Origin of the sequence: Bacillus sp. XT-4 (assembly GCF_050864245.1) — a bacterium.
Lineage (GTDB): Bacteria > Bacillota > Bacilli > Bacillales > Bacillaceae > Bacillus > Bacillus altitudinis.
In genome coordinates this window covers 17,280-37,882 of record NZ_JBPAFI010000012.1, presented here as the reverse complement: position 1 = coordinate 37,882, position 20,603 = coordinate 17,280, and the positions used below count along the sequence as shown (strand labels likewise).

The window sequence follows — 20,603 nt, the reverse complement described above, 5'->3', positions numbered from 1 at the left end:
ATCCCCATCATCGCCAGAAGAAATTCATATTATACGATATTTCAAGAAATCTCTTGTTTCTGAAGATAGAATGTACCGGTCGGAATGGATGCCCATTTTGGTGTATTGTGGTCGAGCCTAATGACGACAACCGTCATATCGTCATCGATTTGACCTGCTCTTGTGCGAATGACCTCCTCCATTAATAAATCAGCAATCTCTTGCGGATCTTCTGTTTTAAAGCTCTTCATTTTTCGTTTGACCCACAAATCATGATTTTCGATATGCTTTGGTCCTTCAAAGATACCGTCGCTCATCATGATAAGGAGATCTCCTGCCTTCATCTGTTCACTCACCACTTCTACTTCAAATTCATCAATAATGCCAATAGGCAAGTTGCTGGCCTGTACCTTCATCACTTGATCACCACGTTTAATAAAACTTGGGGTGGAGCCAATCTTGAGGAATTTACAGCTCGCATCCTGTAAATCAATAATGGATAAGTCTAATGTAGAGTAGACTTCATCCGTTGTCCGTAGAGATAAAATGCTATTAATCGTTTTAATCGCTACTTTTTCATCAATACCAGATGCCAAGATTTTTTCTAACAGCTTGATCGTTTCATTGCTTTCAAAATGGGCTCTTGCTCCATTTCCCATCCCATCACTAATAGCTGCGGCATATTTACCTGCACCCAGCTCCATCATGCTGTAGCTGTCTCCAGATACTAATCCTCCACCTTTCGCTGCATGTGCTACACCTGTAGACACTCGATACGATTTTGCAGAACCGAATACAACATGACAATAACCTGTTGGATGCTCCGCACACTGCTCTGCTTTGACTAAAACTTGTTCTTCTAAAATATCCGAGAGCATTGGAGCGATGATTTTTTCGCATTCCCCATGACCTTGGCAATAGGGAATTCTCATCTCTATATCAACATTTCCCTGTTCTAAGCTATAAATTTCAACTTGCTGAATTTCAATTCCAAAGTTCTGAAGTGCTTCTATCAACTGCTCTTCCTGAATAAAATGCTGCTCTCTTTCTCGTTTTATTTCCCGGGAAAAATCCTCCATGACTTGTGAGACACCCATAAGTTGTTCGGCCACAAGGCGCCTGCTGTCTTGGACCTTTTTCTTTAAGGTCTGATTTGCTTTATAGTAAGCTATCTCCTCTTCAATCAATTCTTCTACATGCTTTGATTTTGAGCAGTGCTGACTGAATTTCTTTTTCAACTTCCGGTTATGCTCGTACGTTTTTTCATCAGATTCATGCATAACTTGTTTCATGAGTTCATAGGTTGTATCAAAGTTCTGCACCCAGCATTTATTTTTCTTATAGCACGTTTGACAGGAACGTTCTGTGATCGTACTTAAAAAAAGATCTACATCCTCTTCCTGCTTCTTCTCCTCAGGAATGGATTCGTAAAATGTCGCAAAACTCTCAGACAGCGCATGAAATACATTAGAGAATTGATCTACCTTTTTTGCTGTCACGTCTCGTACTTTTCTGGCATATTGCTGCTGTTCCTGTACATGCTCTACCGTACCAGGAATATATTTTGCCACCTTGGACGTTACTGACTGTGGCGTGAGCAAAAACAGTGCAACTGCGATGAGTGATTCATATAGCGTTGTCATTAGCCCTGCTGACCCTTCACCGTAGAGGGAGATTAGTAAAGAACCCACAATCAAGCCTATGGCGGCTCCTGCTTTTTTCCCCTCTTTTAGTAATCCGCCTAATAAGCCCGAAAAGGCAAGCAGACTCATCTGATAAAGGTTGCCGATGTTGGCGAGACCAAGAATTAATCCAGTTACAACACCCACTGTACAACCAATACTCGCTCCTCCAATAAAGGCAAAGCTCAGCACTACATATCGTGACAAAATATGCTCTGCCTGCATTCCTTGAAATGTGATCCCAGCCAGACCTGTTAAAACTGAAGCGATTAATATCATAAAGCAAATAATTTCTTCAACCTTTAAGGAGTGTTTGATTTTCCTGACTGTAAAAATCGGCAAACTTTGAAGAAAAATCAGTGTCAAAATGAAGGCAAGTCCAGCTTCAACCCCTGCCATCACATAGTCATAGCTTTGAACCGCACCCTGCTCGAGGTATACAAAAGCTCCCCTGGTCATCAGCATTGAGAGCACAATCACAACCGGTAATGTTTTCACTGGGTCTTTGATGATAAATGAAACGACCTTTGACATGAGGAGGAACACGATCAATGACGCAAACACGAATAATGCATTTTGAGGTGATATCGTCATCGCTCCAGCGAGTAAAGCAAGACAAGCAAGCATCGCTTTATCCCTTTTAATGAGCAGCATGGACCCAAAGAAAGGCAATGCAAACGGCATAATTTCAGATAAGATAAAGGCTCGTCCCAATAAAAAGCCCAGAACAACATAAATAAACCCTTTATAGAAAAAAAGAGAATGCGTATGATGAAGAAACAGGTTTTTCATCTTTTTTAACCCTGCACTGATTCTTTCAAACCCGGCTCCCGTTAAATCAGTTCTTCTTTCTAGTTTTTCCATCTTTTCATCCCCCACCTGATATTCGTTGCTTGTCATTATAGCGAAGGTGAAAAAGAAATTTTGTCAAAAGAAGTTGTCGTTTCCATAAAACGTTCGACGCTTTATTTGCCAAAAAGGCATACTTTCTTGAAAGTCGATGTCTTTCATCAGAATTTTACGAAAGCACAAAAAAACAGCTTTCCTATAGAAAGCTGTTTTGAAGATGACCCGTACGGGATTCGAACCCGTGTTACCGCCGTGAAAGGGCGGTGTCTTAACCGCTTGACCAACGGGCCTTGCTTATTGTTCTTTTTAAAAGGATAGCGGCGGAGGGGATCGAACCCCCGACCTCACGGGTATGAACCGTACGCTCTAGCCAGCTGAGCTACACCGCCATAATGTAAAATGCGCTAAGAAGCACAAGAACTATAATACAAAGGATTCGCTTGTCCGTCAATAGAAAGTTTTAAATTAAATGGCAAATGCACAAAAAACGTTGAATTTGTATTAAAAAAAGCACCCGCTAAACAGCAGATGCTTTGTTGTGAAAAATATATAGAAAGCAGCAACAAGTTAACCTCTTCTTGCTCCGCGCCCCCCACGTTTTGATTCCGTGTTACGTTTTAAAGATGTTAAGCGATCTTCGCTATCTTTTAAGAATTTGTTCATTTTTTGCTCAAACGATTCCTTCGGACGGAAATCATTTCTGCTCGGTCTTGATTGTTGTTGTTGAGGACGATCTTTTGCTTTTTTAATGGACAAGCCGATTTTACCGTCTTTTTCAACGTTAATCACTTTCACTTCAACTTGTTCACCGACTTTTAAATGCTCATTAATATCTTTTACATAGTTATCGGCTACCTCACTGATATGAACGAGACCAGTTGAACCGCCTGGCAACTCCACAAAAGCTCCAAAATTTGTAATGCCCGTAACTTTCCCTTGTAACTTGCTGCCAACTTCAATCGACATAAAAAAAGTGCTCCTCCTTAGACTTATAAAAAAATCTCATTTGTTCAATTATACATAAACTGAATTTTAAGTGTCAACAAGGCTAATCGCTCTTATTGCCCACATCAAAGATTTTTTCGCCTTTTTTAGACATATAATAGTCCCGTCGTGCCAGTTCGAGTACGTATTCTTTGCTTTTCAGCTTTTTGATTTCATCAGAAATATCTTCCTGCTTTGTTTGTAATTGCTTCAATTCTTTTTCAAGCGCAACCTTCTTCTCTTCTTTTTCTTTCAATGCAGACGATTGCGACCATAGGGCACTTGTTACCAAAACAGCAAACATGAGCACAATGACTCCAAACACGGTAAGCCTTCTAAGGAGTCCCCGGCGTTTGCGTTTTAGGCGCTGCGCTTGCTGTTCCATTTGTTTTTGATAATCATTTTGAATTTGTGCGATATTTCTTTTTCTCTCGTTCAAGGATGAAGGCCTCCTCTCTTACTTTGTCCAGAATTGTTTCCATTTCGTTTTCATGGTACGAGATAATTTCTTGATCCCTTGTAAAATTCCTGCTCCTTTTGAGAAAAACAACCTCATTGATGTTCGCCATTTTTCGGGAATTCGATGAATAATGGTCACATTGAGTAACCAAATAAGCGGATAACAAACAATATACAGCACCTTCCACACGAGTCGAAACGCAAAACGAACAAGGCGTAAGAGCGAGTGGAACAAGAACAGAAGAGCACTTATGATCAAACCGACGATCCAGCGAATGGGCTGGAAAACCATCGACATGATCAGCCTTTTCAGGAAGAGAACAGTCTGATAAATACACCTCATCACAAACTTGAGGATGTTCAAATACAGCTGTTTCATCAATGCCTGGTACATCGAGAAACCTAGAGCAACAGCTAGAAAAATATAAAGTCTGAATTCTCCCTCATTGGTTAGCAGCAGGACATAAAAGAACAACAGACCCTGCACCACCCAAAAAAGGAGGTCGTGAATGACCAGCAGCCATTTTGCTGTTTTTTCCCGGTTCACAAACAGCTTGTACGTATCCAGCGATGCGCCCAGCCAGATGCCCATCGCCGCCATCGAAAGCATCGTATAAAACTGGACCGTCAGTGTCATTTAAACAGCTTGCTAAAAAATCCTTTAGCTTTCTCCCCGTGCTGCTCATCTACATAGATTAAGTCAAAGACACGCCCTTTAATGGACACAACGCCCTTTTCTACATCTAAGTTTTTCATTTGCAGATTTTCTCCGCGAATGGCGAGGACTCCCATGACAGTCTCAAGCAGAAATTCTTCATTATCAAAGCTCTCGACCTGTTTGACCCCGGTAATATCTAAATGCTTTCTGTTGCGCATTGTGACATGATGCTCGGCTTCTGATGACAACTTCGTGCCTTGAGGTTGATTATAATATTGATTCATTTATACATCCCCCATATCTCATACTTGCATTGTTACTGCATTGTATGTGACAGGCGGGACATTTAGAACAAGCCCTATTCTGCTGTTTTCTCTTCTTTTAGCACGGTATACATGCCAGCAGCTTCTTCTTTTTTCGTTGTGTCTTTTAACTCGTTGACTTGAACAGTCACAAGCTTTTGGCCAAAGCGAATTTGAAGCTCGTCCCCTTCTTTCACGTCAGAGCTGGCTTTCGCCTGCGTGCCATTAATGGAAATTCTCCCTTGATCAGCTACTTCTTTTGCCAATGTTCTTCTTTTTATTAAACGAGACACTTTTAAGAATTTATCTAGTCTCATGTAAGTTCACCTCTTTCTATGCGTTTGGCATCGTTCCACAGATCGTCCATTTCTTCTAGGGTCAAGTCCTCTAGTGAACGCCCTATGTCCTTTGCTTTTTGTTCAATATGCTGAAAGCGCCGCATGAATTTTGTGTTTGCAGAAGAGAGGGCGGTTTCAGGCTCTAGATGATAAAATCTACCAATGTTGACGAGAACAAACAAAAGATCCCCAAATTCATCCTTCATCTGCTTTGTTGCACCTTCATCCGTCTTATCTGCCACTTCCACAAGGAATTCCTGCTTTTCTTCTTCGTATTTGTTCCAAATATCCTCTACTTCTGTCCAGTCGAAGCCCACTTTTGCTGCTTTCTTTTGGAGCTTATAGGCTTTTGTTAAAGCTGGAAGAGTCGTTGGAATGGATTGCAAAATAGAAGCTGCACGCTCCGGTTTTTCCTGCTGCTTGATTTTTTCCCAGTTGGCGACGACATCTGATGCTTCAGACACATCCGTATCACCAAACACATGCGGATGTCGTCGAATCATTTTTTCTGTGACATGCTGGATGACGTCATCCATTGAGAAATAACCATCATCTTCACCAATTTGGGCATGGAGTAAAACTTGCAGCAGTACATCTCCGAGTTCTTCAACCATATGATCTGGATCGTCTTCATCTATGGCTTCCAGCAGCTCATAACATTCTTCAATTAAATATGGTTTGAGCGACTCATTCGTTTGTTTTTGATCCCAAGGACAGCCGCCAGGACCTCTTAATGTACGAATGACTTCGCGGAAAGTGTCAAATTGCTGATAGAGCAGCTTTTCATCTTGAATGGGAGGTACATAAACACTCGTTAAGTTATTTATCGACACATCTCGATCAAGTTCAAATAAAGGAACACCTGTAATCTGCTCCTGACTGCTTCCAGCTGCCGTTACGATAAAGACTTCATAATCGTCAGGTAGCTTTTCCATGAGGGTCAGCTTCACATTCGAGGCTGTCATCTGATCATATACCTGACAGATCAGCACATGCTGGGTCAACTTCAGATCATCCGCTCTCATATCCCCTGCGTCAACGAATTGAAGCCCTTCGATTGGGTCAATCTGTAAGGAATTAAACGTCGCATCCAAAAAGCTTTGTCCACCAGCCACGTACACCTCAACCCCGCGCTTCTTCTGTTGTGAAACAAGAAGCTGCACTGTCTTTTCCGCCACAAACGGGTGACCTGGTACTGCATACACAATATCTTTCTCCTCAGCCTCTCGGAAGAGAATGTCTGTGATTTCCTCATACACTGCATCAAACTGATCATGCTTTTCATAAATCTCATCAAAAAAGGTCAGAGACGGGACCTCCTGCATCAATTCTGCGGTGAGTGGATGATCCTGCGTTCTCATGTATACTTCTTTCGCCTGCTTCAGCTGCTTATATACACCGAGCGTCAGCTGATCCATGTCGCCTGCCCCAAGACCAACGACTGTAATCTTACCTGCCATTTCGATTCCCTCTCATCTGTTTAAAATATAAAATCTTTTCTCCTAATGGAATGAGTCTCCATTCCTCTTCCGTAAATACGTCTAGCTTAAGAATACTATATAAAAAGGCGAAACCACCAATAAAAACTGAAGTCAGGCTCTCTAAAACAGAAAACGGACGTTTCTCAAAGGGAATGACCCAAGAAAACAATGCCTGATATCCAATTAAAACGACAGCCATGAATGCTGCTGATAAAAGAATTTTCACTGGGAATAGCTCTCTTATTGAAATCCACCCTTTATGCTTCAAATACACCGCATTGAGCGCAGCGGCGGCGAGAAACCCACAAACAGTCGACCATGCGGCTCCATAAATGCCGAATAACGGGACAAGAGCCAGCGTCAGACCCCATTTCACCAGTACACTAATCAGGACTACGACAGCCGGATACACGGTATGTCCCAGACCCTGAAGTAAAGCGGTTTGCGTAATCGCCATTGATGTAAAGGCAATGGATATGCAAAATATTTGCAGCGCATCTGTCCCTAAGTCATTACGAAAAAGCATAATGTTCACAGACGATAAAATACATATAAGACCGACAGCTGAACCAATCCCCAGCACCGATGTTGCCTTAAACGATGTACGTACTTTTTCACGAATTGCTCCATGCTGCCCTTTTCTTAAGGCCGACGACAAAAACGGAACAAGAGACGTCCCGATACTAATTGCAAACACCGTCCCGAGCTGCAGGAACGGCTGACCTCGGTCATATACGCCTTTCGCCGCCTTTGCAGCTGCTTCACTCAGTCCCTCACTGCGCAGTAGCGCATACAAGTGAAAAGCATCGATCATTTGCATCCATAGGATCAGCAATCCACTCACACAAATCGTCAATGTATACAGCACCAAACTCTTCAGCACATCTTTTTTCCGCAGTGTAGCCTGTTTTAATGTCTTGCTCGCTGACGACCGCTTCCGATAGTTCAGCCAAAGGAAAAGAAGCAATATGAGTGAAGCCGCACTTCCAGCTATAGAAGAGAACACCGCACCCGCTCCTGTTTCATAAAGCGAATAGCCATGTCTCACAAAATAGAAAGATAAAACAAGCAGGACGCCTACTCTGATGAGCTGCTCAGCCAATTGAGAGACCGCGGTGGGGAGCATCAGCCCATCACTCTGAAAAACACCCCTCAGCATCACGGTAAGCGGCAGAAATAGAAACACAAACGAACTCATCTGGATGAGCAGCATTAATTGACTGTCTGCCATGAGATTCGCAATTGTGCCTGCTCCTATATATAAACAAAGAAATAAGACCAAGCTCAGCAAAGTGATATACACCAAGGATACCTTTGTAATGATTCGGCGATTCTCCTCACCATGCTCGCTCAGGAGCTTGGACACCATCACAGGGAAACCAGTGGTGCCGAGCATGATCGCAATGCCAAGAAAGGGATAGACCTGCTGATAAATATAAAAACCTGTGTCTCCTACGATATTTTGAAAAGGGACACGATATACGGCACTCAGTACCTTTGATAACAAGCCTGCGATGGTTAAAATCACCGCACCTTGGAAAAGCCAATGCGGCTGATTCACAGCATTTTTCATGGATGACTCCTTTATGTTCAATCAAAAAATATACCTGCATTCAAACGCACTCATTATATCATACGTGACTGGCGAGCCCTTTCTTTCTAAGGAGTAGACGATACATTCATTATTTTGTTTCATTCCATATAAAAAACGCCGACAAAATCAGATGATTTCATCGGCATTCTTTCGTTTTATCAAAATGATATAGATTTATTAGACCTAATGTTCCATTTGACGGGCTAAGAAGCCAGCTGCCGTTTCTGCCGCTTTATGCTCCACTTCTCCCATTGAACGCTCTTTAGAAAATAAGACGACGGCGCCAATTGGATCTCCGTTTGCAACAATAGGTGCAATGGTATAAGCTGATACATCATCATCAATACCATCCACAAGCTGAATTTCTTTCTTGCTGTCCTCTAATACAGAATTACGCTGATCCATTGTTCGTTCAAGTAAATCACTAATGGATTTGTTTAAGTACTCTTTTTTTGAACTGCCGGATACAGCAATATACGTATCACGATCACAGATGAGGATAGAATGACCCAAACTGTCGAATAAAGCATCAGCATATTCCTTCGCAAAGTCTCCTAGCTCACTAATCGGTGAATACTTCTTCAAAATGACTTCTCCATCGCGGTCGACAAAAATCTCAAGTGGATCTCCTTCTCGGATGCGCAATGTTCTGCGAATCTCCTTCGGTATAACCACTCTACCTAGATCATCGATGCGGCGTACAATTCCAGTTGCTTTCATTCACTGCTGCCTCTCTTTCGTTTGATGATGTGTTGGGTGAATGGAACAAAAGCGTCCACTTTATGCAACATTCACCACTTGACCCTGAGATTAGTATCCGTCACATCAAACGTAATATACACGAGAGACCAACAAAATTTTATGAAGATGGAATGGTTTCTTTTTTCACATCTTGAAGACCTCGAAGCATACGAAGAACGACTTCAAGCCACTCCTCCGTTTTCTTGCCTTTTGTTTGGACAGAAATAATCAGCTTGCTACCTTCCATGCCAAGACCGATATCACGGCCATATTGACTGCCAAGCTCAAATAATTTTTGACCATCGATGTCGCTGCTAGCTTTTTCATCGAGAGTGAGTCTGACAATGCCTTTCTCCATCTTGATCAACTCGACACGTTCCTGCACAGCGTACACCTTCATCGTCGCAATCGTGAACAAATCAGCCACTTCTTGCGGATATTCTCCGAATCGGTCAATCATTTCATCTTGAAGCTCTTTCCGCTCTTCTATAGATCCAATCGCTCTAAACTGTTTATACATCTCGATCTTTTGTTTGCCATCAGAAATATAGCTATCTGGAATGTAGGCATCAATTTGGAGATCAATTTCCGGCTCAAATTTTTCTTGAGCAGTCGTATCGCCTCTTCTTTCTTCAATGGCTTCTTTCAGCATTTGAGAGTAAAGGTCGAATCCAACAGAATCAATAAATCCATGTTGCTGTGCACCAAGTAAATTTCCTGCTCCTCGAATCGTTAAGTCACGCATCGCAATCTTAAAGCCTGATCCGAGCTCAGTGAATTCTTTAATAGCTTGAAGTCTTTTCTCAGCTACTTCAGAAAGCACTTTATCTTTTCGATAAGTGAAATAAGCATAGGCCACACGATTCGAGCGCCCAACTCGTCCTCTTAACTGGTACAGTTGCGAAAGCCCCATTTTATCAGCATCGTGAACAATGAGCGTGTTCACATTTGGAATGTCTACGCCCGTTTCGATAATGGTTGTACTGACGAGTACATCCGATTCACCTTCTAGGAAATTAATCATCACGGATTCCAGCTCGTTCTCACTCATTTTCCCATGTGCGTAGCTTACTTTTGCGTCTGGAACAAGCATCGAGATTTCATCTGCTTTTCGTTCAATATCCTCCACTCGGTTATAAAGGAAGTACACTTGACCGCCTCTTGCCAGTTCTCGCTCAATGGCTTCTCTAACTAACGCACCATTGTACTCGACAACATAGGTTTGAACTGGGAAACGGTTCTCAGGTGGCGTTTCAATAACAGATAAGTCACGTACGCCAAGCATCGACATATGAAGCGTACGAGGAATTGGCGTTGCCGTTAACGTCAGCACATCAATATTGGCTTTCATTTGTTTAATTTTCTCTTTATGCGTCACACCGAAGCGCTGCTCTTCATCGATAATTAACAGTCCTAAATCCTTGTACACAATGTCTTTTGAAAGAAGACGATGCGTCCCGATGACCATATCAATCGTTCCGTTTTTCAGCCCTTTTAATGTTTCTGTTGTTTCTTTTCGTGTACGGAAGCGGCTAAGCTGAGCAATTTTAACAGGATAGTCTTGGAATCTGTCCATAATCGTGTCAAAATGCTGCTGCGCTAAGATCGTTGTTGGTACAAGCAGTGCCACCTGTTTCCCGTCAGCAATGGCTTTGAAGGCCGCTCGAATCGCCACCTCTGTTTTTCCATAGCCCACATCTCCACAAAGCAGACGATCCATCGGGCGCTCCCGCTCCATGTCTTGCTTGATTTCATGAATCGAGCGAATTTGATCGTCTGTTTCTTGGTAAGGGAATGCAGATTCAAACTGGCGCTGCATCTCATGGTCAGGCGAGAAGGCATACCCTTTGCTTGCTTCACGTTCTGCGTACAGCTTAATTAGATCATCTGCAATGTCCTGCACAGATGATTCTACTTTTTTCTTCACGCGCTTCCAGTCGCTACCGCCTAGTTTGTATAGCTTTGGTTCTTTTCCTTCTGACCCAACATACTTCTGCACCTGATCAATTTGTTCAACAGGGACATAAAGCTTATCGCTTCCTTGATAATGAATATTTAAATAATCTTTATGAATGCCGCCAATTTCAAGCGTTTCAATTCCTAAATACTTACCGATCCCGTGGTTAATGTGCACCACATAATCGCCCACTTGCAGCTCTGAATAGCTTTTGATTCGCTCTGCGTTCGTCAGCTTTTGCTTACGTGCCTGCTTCTTCACACGTTTCTTGAAAAGTTCACCCTCTGTAATGACAGCAATTTTGGATAAAGGCAGTTCAAAACCGGTTTGCAGCTCACCTTGTAAAATATATACTTGCCCACTGACAAGCTCAGCATCAGGTTTAGCAAGAGCTGCTTCAATGTCATAATCATGCAAGACAGATGACAGCTTCTCTGTCCGCTCTTCATCCGCACCTAAAAAGACAACCGTATAATTCTGCTTTTTGTAGCGTTCAATTTCACTTGCAAGCACATTCATCTGCCCATGGAAATTCTGCATTTGCTTACTAGATACATTGACGATATTTTGCGGATTGGTCTGCTGAACATGTCTTAAAAATAAGGAATAGTACAGAATCAATCTCGATTGCTGATTGAATAGCTCTTGAAATGGGAAGGAAAGGGCTAGATCATGCAGGATATTCCCTTCTTCCAGCAGACTAATTGTCCAATCTGCTTCTTCCTGTTCAAGCTGTTCTTCCATCTCCTGAATTCTGCTGATTTCATCTAGAATGATAATCGTATCCTGCGATGTATAATCTAGCAAACTAGCAGGCTTTTCATAGAAATAGGACAGATACTTCGTCATTTCTTGTGTCACAATACCTTCTAGCAGCTTCTCACGATCAGCAGAAATATTCTGATGGAGCAGTTCTTTTTGTTTATCCGAGTTGAATTTCTTTAAGCTGCTGGCAAGACCTTCGTCAAGCTGTTCAATCGCTCTCACTCGTTCAGGCCCTCTTACAATCAGCTCTTTCGCCGGGCCAATCTTGATTTCTTGAAGTGTTTCCAATGAACGCTGCGTGTCAGAGTGGAAGGACCGAATAGAATCCACTTCTGTATCAAACAGCTCAATACGGATCGGGTGGTCTTCCGTTAACGCATAAATGTCAATGATGCCTCCGCGCACACTAAAGTCTCCGGGCGCAGCGACCATGGACGTCCGGTCATAACCGATTTGCACGAGTTGTTTTGAAAACGCCTCCAAATCAATTTCTTCACCAACCTTTAAATGGATCTGACTCTCCTTCCAGAGCTCAACAGGAGGAAGCATTCTACGCACTGCAGCTGCTGGGGTCACGACAATCGGATTTTCTCCATTCGCGAGACGATTCAATACATCAAGACGCTGCGCTCTAAGCTCCGGGCTTGCCACAGCAATTTCAGATGCAATGAGTTCATTGACAGGATAAAGAAGAACCGAGCGATCTGGCATCACACTTGCTAGATCATCTGTGACCTTCTGCGCTTGATATAAGTTGTGTGTCACAATAAACATCGGCCGCTTTAATTCGTCTGATATGGCGGCTGTAAATAAAGATCTGACGGAGCCTGATAGTCCGGCGAGCAGTTGTTCTTTTAAACCTTCCTTTAGCCCATTAAAAATGGACTGAAAATCATCACTTTGTTTGATAAATGATTGTATATTTTTCATTTGGCTCCTCCTCCCTGCTTGTTTAAAACAGAAAAACGCTTTGGTCTATTATCTACACCAAAGCTTTTTATTGAATAAAGGTATGATACTGATGGTAATCAGGATTTCTTTCGAGCGCCTCTTGGCAATCCTCACAAATGGTTTGTACATGTAAATCACCATTTTCCCTATAAGAAATCATATCGTTTCTTTCCTCATTTGTTAAGTGATGAAATCCAAGTGCTTCACTTTGGACAGCGGATTCATCTAGACTGCCAACCTTTACACCACAGTGCCGGCAGTAATAGTGCAAAGCCATACGTGATCCTCCCATGCTGAGATTTTATGATCAGTATGTGCTTTGCTTATCATTCTTATACCTTCTTGTTAAAATCATTCATCACTTCTAAAAATGGCTTTGTTAAAGCCGCTTCACAAGCTTCAACAGATGCTTGAATAGCAGATGAGATATCAGGCTGTTCTTCCTCTGAGAAGCGTCCTAGTACGTAATCGACGACCTTCATGCCGTTTTGTGGACGGCCGATGCCGATACGGAATCGGTCAAACTCAGGTGAACCTAAATGCTGAATCAACGATTTGATTCCGTTATGTCCGCCTGCACTTCCTTTAGTACGCAAACGAATCCGGCCCGTTGGCAAATCAAGATCATCATAAATGACCTTCAAATGTTCAAGGGGAATATCATAGTAATCCATCAGCGGACGCACACATTCCCCTGATAAGTTCATATATGTAAGAGGCTTCACAAGTAGAACCTTTTGCCCCGAAACAAACCCAGTTCCATATTGTCCATGGAATTTTGATTGATTTAATGGGATGTCCCATTTTTTTGATAGTTCATCTATTGTCATAAACCCGACGTTATGTCTTGTTTTTTCATATTCTTTTCCTGGATTACCCAATCCAACGAACGCAATCATGAAACCAATAACCTCCTTTGTCGCACATGCACACGCCTAAAAAATGAGCCAATGTGATTGCCTCATGCAAAACGTATGAATTCTTTTCATTCTAGCACAAAAGACGTAACCGCGGGAGGGTTACGTCTCTAATTGACCAGTTATTCTTCGCTGTCATCTTTTTCTTTAATGGCCTCAGGCTCTTGCGTTTCCTCTTCACTATCTGGCTCTGGAACCTCTGATTGCTGAGGCGGTAAGATCGAAGCAACAACTTCTTCTGGATCATTATTAATTTGATACGTAGACTGAACAGACAGATCACCAACTGTTAGTACGTCATTTACTTCTAAGTTTGTAATATCAGCTTCAATATTTTGCGGGATATCCTTTGGTTTCGCTGTAATGGATAGCTCAAATAGTGGCTGCTGAAGCACACCGCCATCCTTTACACCTTTGGATTCGCCAATGAGTTGTACAGGTACATCTGCGTCAATTTCTCGCTGTAAGTCGACCACTTGGAAATCAGCGTGGACTAGCTCATTTTTCAACGGATCTGTTTGCAGTTCTGTTACCATCACAGATTTTGTTTCACCGCCAACGTCTAATGTGATGATTGTGTTTTTTCCTTCATCACGTAATGTCTTTAATAAATCAATACTGTCTAATGAAACAGCAAGGTTGTCTGTATTTTTTCCGTATATGACACCAGGAACGTGTCCTGAATGACGGATTTTTTGCAGTGTGGAACGTTTGAAATCAGTTCTTTTATTTGCTTTTAAAGTTGCCATATTCAGCACCATCCTATTTCTTTTTTGTCACTACTTTCATAAATACCCATAACTGAATCATTTTAAACATGTTTGCCTTTCATTTATCACAGCAAAAAGACCCCAAGCTGATGCCTAGGGCCTTTTCCAATCAGAAAATTAGCTGAAAAGGTAGCTCACAGATTCTTCTTCATGTACACGGATGATGGCTTCTGCAAGCAAAGGCCCAACTGAAAGCGGAATGAATTTTCCAACTTTCTTGTCATCTGTTAAGTGAATACTGTTTGTCACAACTAATTCTTTAATTTTAGAGTTTGTAATACGTTCTACTGCTGGTCCAGACAATACTGGGTGAGTACAACAAGCATAGACTTCAGCCGCCCCATTTTCCACAAGTGCATTTGCAGCAAGTGTAATCGTACCAGCTGTATCAATGATATCATCGATGAGAATCGCCGTTTTGCCTTCAATGTTCCCAATGATGTTCATCACTTCAGCCACGTTCGGCTTCGGACGACGTTTGTCGATAATTGCGATTGGTGCTTTCAGGCGGTCCGCCATTTTGCGCGCACGCGTAACACCACCGTGGTCAGGAGACACAACAACGATATCATTCAAGTTTTTCTGTTCGAAATAGTTTGTTAAGATTGGCACAGCCATTAAGTTATCGATTGGAATATCAAAGAAACCTTGGATTTGCGGCGCATGAAGATCAAGTGCAATGACACGTGTAGCACCTGCTGTTTCAAGTAAGTTCGCAAACAGCTTCGCTGTGATTGGCTCACGAGGTTTCGCCTTACGATCTTGACGTGCATATCCGTAATAAGGGATGACAATATTGACCGTTTTCGCAGAAGCGCGTTTTAGTGCATCTACCATAATGAGTAGCTCCATAATGTGCTCATTGACTGGCGCACTAGTAGATTGAATGACATAACAATCACAGCCGCGGATACTTTCTTCAATATTGATTTGGACTTCACCGTCACTAAAACGTTTAACAGAGCTCTTTCCTACATCAACTCCGATACGATCGGCAATTTCTTTGGCAAGTTCAGGGTTTGAATTCAAAGAGAATATCTTTAAATTCGCATCAGCATAACGATTAGACATGGTAAACCTCCGGGTATTTGGATTATTTTTTATGAATATTTTTCACATAATCTTCTTTATTGACTTGTCTTGCTCTAGCAATAGACAATGCATCCTGCGGTACATCTTCTGTAACCGTTGAACCGGCTGCAACATATGCCCCTTTTCCGACAGTGACTGGTGCAACGAGATTTGAATTGCAGCCAATAAATGCGCCATCTTCAATCTTCGTTAAGAATTTGTTCTTCCCATCATAATTAACTGTAATGGATCCACAACCAAGGTTTACATCCGTTCCGACCTCTGCATCTCCAATATAACTTAGATGAGACGCTTTGCTTCGGTCACCGAAAACTGTTTTCTTGATTTCGACAAAATTTCCGATCTTCACTTCATCGCCAATTTTCGACAACGGGCGAATATGAGCAAACGGTCCAATTGTCACATCTACCCCAACTTCACTATCGCAGACAACAGACTGCTTAATGACTGTCCGATCTCCAATTACGCTATCAACAATTTCAGTGTTCGGACCGATTGTGGCATCTGCACCAATCTTTACATTCCCTTTGATGACCGTCCCAGGATAAATCATTGTATCTTCACCAATGACTGCATCTGGCGAGATATACGTGTTCTCAGGATCAATCAAGGTTACACCATTCTTCATATGCTGATGATTAATACGTCGCTTCATGAATTGCTCTGCTTGTGATAGAGCGATACGATCATTAACTCCAAGTGTTTCTTCAAAATGCGGTGTTTGATACGCTGCAACCGTCTGTCCTTCATTCTTTAGAATTTCAATGACATCCGGCAAATAGTATTCACCTTGTGCATTTTCATTTGACACTTGCTCAATCACACGGAAGAGATCTTCATTTGAAAAGCAATAGGTTCCAGTATTAATTTCATTCACTTGACGTTCAGCATCACTTGCATCTTTATGCTCGACGATTTTTACTACAGCACCTGTTTCATCACGAAGAATACGTCCATAACCTGTTGGATCATCCGCGTGTGCTGTCAAAATCGTCACTTTCGCTTGTTGTTTTTGATGCTCGCTTAACATGGCTTCCATTGTTTCCGCTGTCAATAATGGTGTATCTCCACAAATGACAATGGTTGTTCCCTTTTCCTGCGCGAGGAACGATTTAGCTTGTTTGACGGCATGTGCTGTTCCCAGCTGTTCTTCTTGAAGTGCATATTCACTTCTGTCCCCAAGCTGCTTCTTGACGTCCTCTGCTCCATGACCGACAATCGTCACAAGCTTGGCTAAAGATAGCTTTAACGCTTGATCTGCCACATGCTCGACCATTGGCTTTCCGCAAACTGGATGAAGTACTTTGTATAACTTTGACTTCATTCTTGTTCCTTTTCCCGCTGCTAAAATCACTGCGAACCGCTTATCCATTGATTGGCCTCCAATATCCCTATTATCCATAGAAAAATATATCCTAAATAAGGACTGATTTCAAGGATACAAGAGGAAGTACATTAATTTTCTAATGGTTGAAACCTAGAAGAATCATGAGGAAAAACGCAAAAAAGACAGCATTTAAAAGAAAACATTCATTTTCTCTTAAAGCTGTCTTTTTAGGTTCACATATCTTTAAGAAGCTCCAGCTTCTTCATATTCAATTGTCTCTTCCTCTTCGCCTAAGCGATGATACTCATTTAAAACAGCATCTTGGATTTTACCCCGAGTGCTTGAATTAATTGGATGTGCAATGTCGCGAAACTCTCCATCAGGCGTACGTTTGCTAGGCATTGCAACAAACAAGCCATTGTTTCCATCAATCACACGAATATCATGAACAACAAATTCGTGGTCCAGCGTGATGGATGCAATCGCCCTCATGCGACCATCGGTATTCACGCGGCGTAATCTTACGTCAGTAACTTCCACAGTAGTTCACCACCTTTTCCCAATATAAAAGCATTAATTAGGTATTCAACGATTGTGGTGATTCTCCTGCTCTTTTTTTAAACTTTTTTTGAAATATCGGGATATTTATACATTTTTTGTCATTTTAATGACGGCGCTTACATCCGTTACGTGAAAAAAGACATCATGACGATGCCTTTTCATACATATAATGAAACCAAACGGCCTCCAAAGAGATGGCCTGTTTATTTCACTAATGCCACAACTTCAATTTCTACAAGTGCATCTTTTGGAAGTCTGGCTACTTCTACACACGAACGAGCTGGCTTATGTGTATGGAAGTATTCACCGTACACTTCATTCACTTCAGCGAATTGTTCCATATCTTTAATGAAAACCGTTGCTTTCACGACTGTTTCAAAGGAAGCACCCGCTGCTTCAAGAACGGCTTTAAGATTATGAAACACTTGATGTGTTTGTTCTTTAATATCTCCATTCACAAAATCTCCAGCTGGCGTTAATGGAATCTGCCCTGAGCTGTAAAACATGTTATTGACGATAATCCCTTGAGAGTAAGGTCCAATGGCTGCTGGCGCGTTTTTGGTTTGAACAACTTTTGTCATATCAATCTCTCCCATTCAAATACATGTTTGATCAAAGCTTAAGCTTTCGAATGAAAAAACTCGTGGAAATTACCTTCATTAATCTCAATGATTTTCTGCTTCATATCAATGGTTGAAAGCTTTAAAAGTGATACATATTCATCGACAAGACGTTCATCTACGCCTTCATCTTCTAATAAAACACCGATCCCTGCAACATTTGCATTAAATTCCTCTAGAAGATTCATCATGCCATTAATGGTTCCGCCTGCTTTCATAAAGTCATCAATAATCAACACATTGGATCCTTTATCTAAGCTCCGCTTTGCAAGTGACATGGTTTGAATTCGGTTAGAAGAACCTGATGCATAATTAATACTCACAGTTGATCCTTCAGTTACCTTATTATCTTTTCTAACGATCACAACAGGCACATTTAAATACCCTGCAACAGAATAGGCAATCGGAATACCTTTCGTCGCAACAGTCATGACAACATCAATCGGTCGATCCGAAAAAATGGTCGCAAAAAGCTTACCGATTTTCGCAAGAATCGATGGATTGCCTAAAACATCAGTTAAATATAAATAGCCGCCAGGAAGCACACGTTCAGGAGTTGATAATGCCTCTCCGATATCGTTGACCACTTCGTCTGCTTCTTTTAAATGAATCTTTGGAATATATTTCACTCCGCCAGCAGCGCCAGGTACAGTAAGTAAAGTCCCTATTCCCTGCTGTTCGAAGGTCTGTTTGATAATCGTTAAGTCTTCACTAATAGAGGACTTTGCAGATTGATATCGCTCTGCAAAAAAAGTTAAAGGTACTAGTACGTGCGGGTGGGTTAACAAATAATTTGTTAAGTCCACCAATCTGCCGCTTCGACGAAACTTCATGAACTTACCCCCAGAACCCGAATAATTTATGAATAATATAACTTAATATACGGATTTAATCAAGGGTATTTTGTTCGCCGATCATGCGGACAGCGTAAACCTGATCACAAAATCCTCTCAGTCCGTTATATATTCTTTGTACCTTCGATTCATATTGAATCAAGCCAAATACAGTTGGCCCGCTGCCGCTCATTAATACAGCATCTGCTCCGAAACGCTTCATCTGTCTCTTAATCATATCGACTTCCGGATACATTTTTAATGTCACAGATTCCAACACGTTACCGAGTGAGCCGCACATCTCTTTATAATCTTTCGCTTCAATTGCTTCAATCATACGCTGTACATTTGGGTGTTCTACTTTGCTTGCGTCATATTGTCTGTAGACCTCAGCTGTAGATACCCCAATCACCGGCTTCGCTAAAATCACCCAGCAATGCGGCGGTGTCGCAATATGCTTTAGTTTCTCTCCACGTCCTGTCGCTAGCGCTGTCCCTCCGTGTACACAAAAAGAGACATCTGAGCCGATCTCCGCTCCAAGCTCAGCTAGTTCATCTAACGTGAGATTTAACTTCCACAAACGGTTTAAGCCGCGAAGCGCTGCTGCGGCATCACTGCTGCCTCCAGCTAAACCTGCTGCGACGGGAATTGCTTTTGTGATGACAATCGATACACCTTTTTGAATACCGAATCTTGTTTTTAATAATTTAGCTGCCTGATAAGCCAAATTCCGTTGATCATCTGGCACAAAACGATTATGAGATGATACACGGATTTCGTCTTTGTCCAGCTCCGTCAGCTCTAGTCGATCTGCAAGATCTATTGTTGTCATCACCATCTCCACTTCGTGATATCCATCCGGTCTTTTTCCATGAACATCAAGTGAGAGATTAATTTTTGCCGGTGCTTTTTCTAAAATACGCAAACATTTCACCTACTTCTCCATCTAAACATAAGTATCAATATTGTATCACATTTGATGGATCTGATGAATATTGGCTTTTGCCCCCAGCACACTCACTTTTTCAAGCAAAAAAGACCAGAGACACCCGAGGTATCCCTGATCATTTCTTTATCGTTGATTCTCTTCTTGAGCCATGTGCTGTTGAGCTAATTCAATGGCACGCTTGACCATATTTCCTGCGTCACGCGCACGAATCTCTCCCCAGCCTCCATTTTTGACGGTATCATAAAATCCAAGATCCTTCGCCAGCTCGTATTTGAACTCATCTGACATAATGCCTCGGCGTCTACCCAAACGAAACAGCCCCTTTGGTCGAGAATTCGAATCATCGCCACTCATTTGTGGCTTTCTTATTTTGCATCGATTCCTGCCTTTTACCCCTTTCAAATAATGGACAGCCTCCCATACAGAAAAAAAGGCAAAACAAAAAGCAGTAAACAAAAAGTTCACTGCCCATTAATAGGCGACTGAGCTAGCGGTATCATCGAACGTTAATTCGACCGTCTCAGTCAGTATATCTGCATAACTGTAAGAAACTCTTTCAAACGAATTCTCATCTTGATCTAATTGAATCACAAAAACAGAAGGGTACGTTTCAGCTAAAATGCCCGAACGCTCAATTGTTTTTCGGCGGCCTCCGTTAGCCTTTAACGTCAAACGTTTACCTAAGTTACCATCAAGCGATCTTTTGATGTCGGACAAAGTCTTCGCCATTGCATCCACCTCACTGAGATAATTATACAACAACGGCCCATTTTTGTCAAATAAAAATTAAATTA

Annotated in this window: 21 protein-coding genes and 2 tRNA genes; all 23 read right to left on the bottom strand. The window is 41.9% G+C overall.

What is annotated here, in order from left to right:
- Nucleotides 1–41 precede the first annotated feature (41 nt).
- Nucleotides 42–2,525: a stage II sporulation protein E gene (spoIIE, locus tag ACRRMM_RS18795; protein ID WP_017366440.1), complete on the bottom strand. Its 2,484-nt coding sequence runs from the start codon at nt 2,523–2,525 to the stop codon at nt 42–44.
- Nucleotides 2,526–2,728: 203 nt separating this feature from the next.
- A tRNA-Glu gene (locus ACRRMM_RS18790) sits at nt 2,729–2,800 on the bottom strand.
- A gap of 25 nt (nt 2,801–2,825) precedes the next feature.
- Nucleotides 2,826–2,899 (bottom strand) — tRNA-Met (locus ACRRMM_RS18785).
- A gap of 178 nt (nt 2,900–3,077) precedes the next feature.
- A complete protein-coding gene (locus ACRRMM_RS18780; protein WP_003217901.1) occupies nt 3,078–3,476 on the bottom strand; it encodes a S1 domain-containing RNA-binding protein in 399 nt (132 codons plus the stop codon).
- 82 nt (nt 3,477–3,558) lie between these two features.
- Nucleotides 3,559–3,933 (bottom strand): FtsB family cell division protein, encoded by a 375-nt coding sequence (locus tag ACRRMM_RS18775; protein ID WP_007496186.1) that lies wholly within the window; start codon nt 3,931–3,933, stop codon nt 3,559–3,561.
- 18 nt (nt 3,934–3,951) lie between these two features.
- Entirely contained in the window at nt 3,952–4,590 is a 639-nt protein-coding gene (yabQ, locus tag ACRRMM_RS18770) for a spore cortex biosynthesis protein YabQ (RefSeq protein ID WP_249670784.1), read from the bottom strand.
- A complete protein-coding gene (gene yabP / locus ACRRMM_RS18765) occupies nt 4,587–4,895 on the bottom strand; it encodes a sporulation protein YabP (protein WP_007496190.1) in 309 nt (102 codons plus the stop codon). Before yabP ends, yabQ begins: the two co-directional genes overlap by 4 nt.
- Before the next feature lie 74 nt (nt 4,896–4,969).
- Entirely contained in the window at nt 4,970–5,230 is a 261-nt protein-coding gene (locus tag ACRRMM_RS18760) for an RNA-binding S4 domain-containing protein (protein ID WP_008341839.1), read from the bottom strand.
- Nucleotides 5,227–6,711, bottom strand: a complete 1,485-nt coding sequence (mazG, locus tag ACRRMM_RS18755; protein ID WP_366964852.1) for a nucleoside triphosphate pyrophosphohydrolase — start codon at nt 6,709–6,711, stop codon at nt 5,227–5,229. The genes ACRRMM_RS18760 and mazG overlap by 4 nt, the downstream gene beginning before the upstream one ends.
- Entirely contained in the window at nt 6,701–8,305 is a 1,605-nt protein-coding gene (locus ACRRMM_RS18750) for a putative polysaccharide biosynthesis protein (protein WP_099496227.1), read from the bottom strand. The genes mazG and ACRRMM_RS18750 overlap by 11 nt, the downstream gene beginning before the upstream one ends.
- 204 nt (nt 8,306–8,509) lie before the next feature.
- Nucleotides 8,510–9,046 (bottom strand): stage V sporulation protein T, encoded by a 537-nt coding sequence (spoVT, locus tag ACRRMM_RS18745; RefSeq protein WP_007496196.1) that lies wholly within the window; start codon nt 9,044–9,046, stop codon nt 8,510–8,512.
- A gap of 139 nt (nt 9,047–9,185) precedes the next feature.
- Nucleotides 9,186–12,719, bottom strand: coding sequence for a transcription-repair coupling factor (gene mfd, locus ACRRMM_RS18740; RefSeq protein WP_108611676.1), 3,534 nt, complete (start codon nt 12,717–12,719; stop codon nt 9,186–9,188).
- Nucleotides 12,720–12,786: 67 nt separating this feature from the next.
- Nucleotides 12,787–13,017, bottom strand: a complete 231-nt coding sequence (locus tag ACRRMM_RS18735) for an anti-sigma-F factor Fin family protein (protein WP_003217967.1) — start codon at nt 13,015–13,017, stop codon at nt 12,787–12,789.
- Nucleotides 13,018–13,072: 55 nt separating this feature from the next.
- Complete coding sequence (pth, locus tag ACRRMM_RS18730; RefSeq protein ID WP_007496201.1) at nt 13,073–13,639, bottom strand: aminoacyl-tRNA hydrolase; 567 nt, start codon at nt 13,637–13,639, stop codon at nt 13,073–13,075.
- Nucleotides 13,640–13,779: 140 nt separating this feature from the next.
- Nucleotides 13,780–14,406: a 50S ribosomal protein L25/general stress protein Ctc gene (locus ACRRMM_RS18725; RefSeq protein WP_008341853.1), complete on the bottom strand. Its 627-nt coding sequence runs from the start codon at nt 14,404–14,406 to the stop codon at nt 13,780–13,782.
- Nucleotides 14,407–14,544: 138 nt separating this feature from the next.
- Nucleotides 14,545–15,498, bottom strand: a complete 954-nt coding sequence (locus tag ACRRMM_RS18720; RefSeq protein WP_003217907.1) for a ribose-phosphate diphosphokinase — start codon at nt 15,496–15,498, stop codon at nt 14,545–14,547.
- 22 nt (nt 15,499–15,520) lie between these two features.
- A complete protein-coding gene (gene glmU / locus ACRRMM_RS18715; RefSeq protein ID WP_428828733.1) occupies nt 15,521–16,891 on the bottom strand; it encodes a bifunctional UDP-N-acetylglucosamine diphosphorylase/glucosamine-1-phosphate N-acetyltransferase GlmU in 1,371 nt (456 codons plus the stop codon).
- Between the two features lie 198 nt (nt 16,892–17,089).
- Nucleotides 17,090–17,386: a septation regulator SpoVG gene (gene spoVG / locus ACRRMM_RS18710; RefSeq protein WP_008357439.1), complete on the bottom strand. Its 297-nt coding sequence runs from the start codon at nt 17,384–17,386 to the stop codon at nt 17,090–17,092.
- Nucleotides 17,387–17,610: 224 nt separating this feature from the next.
- A complete protein-coding gene (gene ridA, locus ACRRMM_RS18705) occupies nt 17,611–17,988 on the bottom strand; it encodes a 2-iminobutanoate/2-iminopropanoate deaminase (protein WP_008341860.1) in 378 nt (125 codons plus the stop codon).
- Nucleotides 17,989–18,026: 38 nt separating this feature from the next.
- Nucleotides 18,027–18,860: a pur operon repressor gene (purR, locus tag ACRRMM_RS18700; RefSeq protein ID WP_007496210.1), complete on the bottom strand. Its 834-nt coding sequence runs from the start codon at nt 18,858–18,860 to the stop codon at nt 18,027–18,029.
- 55 nt (nt 18,861–18,915) lie between these two features.
- Nucleotides 18,916–19,785 (bottom strand): 4-(cytidine 5'-diphospho)-2-C-methyl-D-erythritol kinase, encoded by an 870-nt coding sequence (gene ispE / locus ACRRMM_RS18695; RefSeq protein ID WP_017359321.1) that lies wholly within the window; start codon nt 19,783–19,785, stop codon nt 18,916–18,918.
- Nucleotides 19,786–19,932: 147 nt separating this feature from the next.
- Nucleotides 19,933–20,118, bottom strand: a complete 186-nt coding sequence (locus tag ACRRMM_RS18690) for a small, acid-soluble spore protein, alpha/beta type (RefSeq protein ID WP_017366434.1) — start codon at nt 20,116–20,118, stop codon at nt 19,933–19,935.
- 162 nt (nt 20,119–20,280) lie between these two features.
- On the bottom strand, nt 20,281–20,538 hold the full coding sequence (gene veg, locus ACRRMM_RS18685) for a biofilm formation stimulator Veg (RefSeq protein WP_003217979.1): 258 nt from the start codon (nt 20,536–20,538) through the stop codon (nt 20,281–20,283).
- Nucleotides 20,539–20,603: the final 65 nt, after the last annotated feature.

Coding starts and splice junctions, on each gene's coding strand:
- spoIIE (WP_017366440.1), bottom strand. CDS start 2,525: ATGGAAAAACTAGAAAGAAGAACTGATTTAACGGGAGCCGGGTTTGAA.
- ACRRMM_RS18780 (WP_003217901.1), bottom strand. CDS start 3,476: ATGTCGATTGAAGTTGGCAGCAAGTTACAAGGGAAAGTTACGGGCATT.
- yabQ (WP_249670784.1), bottom strand. CDS start 4,590: ATGACACTGACGGTCCAGTTTTATACGATGCTTTCGATGGCGGCGATG.
- yabP (WP_007496190.1), bottom strand. CDS start 4,895: ATGAATCAATATTATAATCAACCTCAAGGCACGAAGTTGTCATCAGAA.
- ACRRMM_RS18760 (WP_008341839.1), bottom strand. CDS start 5,230: ATGAGACTAGATAAATTCTTAAAAGTGTCTCGTTTAATAAAAAGAAGA.
- mazG (WP_366964852.1), bottom strand. CDS start 6,711: ATGGCAGGTAAGATTACAGTCGTTGGTCTTGGGGCAGGCGACATGGAT.
- ACRRMM_RS18750 (WP_099496227.1), bottom strand. CDS start 8,305: ATGAAAAATGCTGTGAATCAGCCGCATTGGCTTTTCCAAGGTGCGGTG.
- spoVT (WP_007496196.1), bottom strand. CDS start 9,046: ATGAAAGCAACTGGAATTGTACGCCGCATCGATGATCTAGGTAGAGTG.
- mfd (WP_108611676.1), bottom strand. CDS start 12,719: ATGAAAAATATACAATCATTTATCAAACAAAGTGATGATTTTCAGTCC.
- ACRRMM_RS18735 (WP_003217967.1), bottom strand. CDS start 13,017: ATGGCTTTGCACTATTACTGCCGGCACTGTGGTGTAAAGGTTGGCAGT.
- pth (WP_007496201.1), bottom strand. CDS start 13,639: ATGATTGCGTTCGTTGGATTGGGTAATCCAGGAAAAGAATATGAAAAA.
- ACRRMM_RS18725 (WP_008341853.1), bottom strand. CDS start 14,406: ATGGCAACTTTAAAAGCAAATAAAAGAACTGATTTCAAACGTTCCACA.
- ACRRMM_RS18720 (WP_003217907.1), bottom strand. CDS start 15,498: ATGTCTAATCGTTATGCTGATGCGAATTTAAAGATATTCTCTTTGAAT.
- glmU (WP_428828733.1), bottom strand. CDS start 16,891: ATGGATAAGCGGTTCGCAGTGATTTTAGCAGCGGGAAAAGGAACAAGA.
- ridA (WP_008341860.1), bottom strand. CDS start 17,988: ATGACAAAAGTTGTTCAAACCAAAAACGCGCCAGCAGCCATTGGACCT.
- purR (WP_007496210.1), bottom strand. CDS start 18,860: ATGAAGTTTCGTCGAAGCGGCAGATTGGTGGACTTAACAAATTATTTG.
- veg (WP_003217979.1), bottom strand. CDS start 20,538: ATGGCGAAGACTTTGTCCGACATCAAAAGATCGCTTGATGGTAACTTA.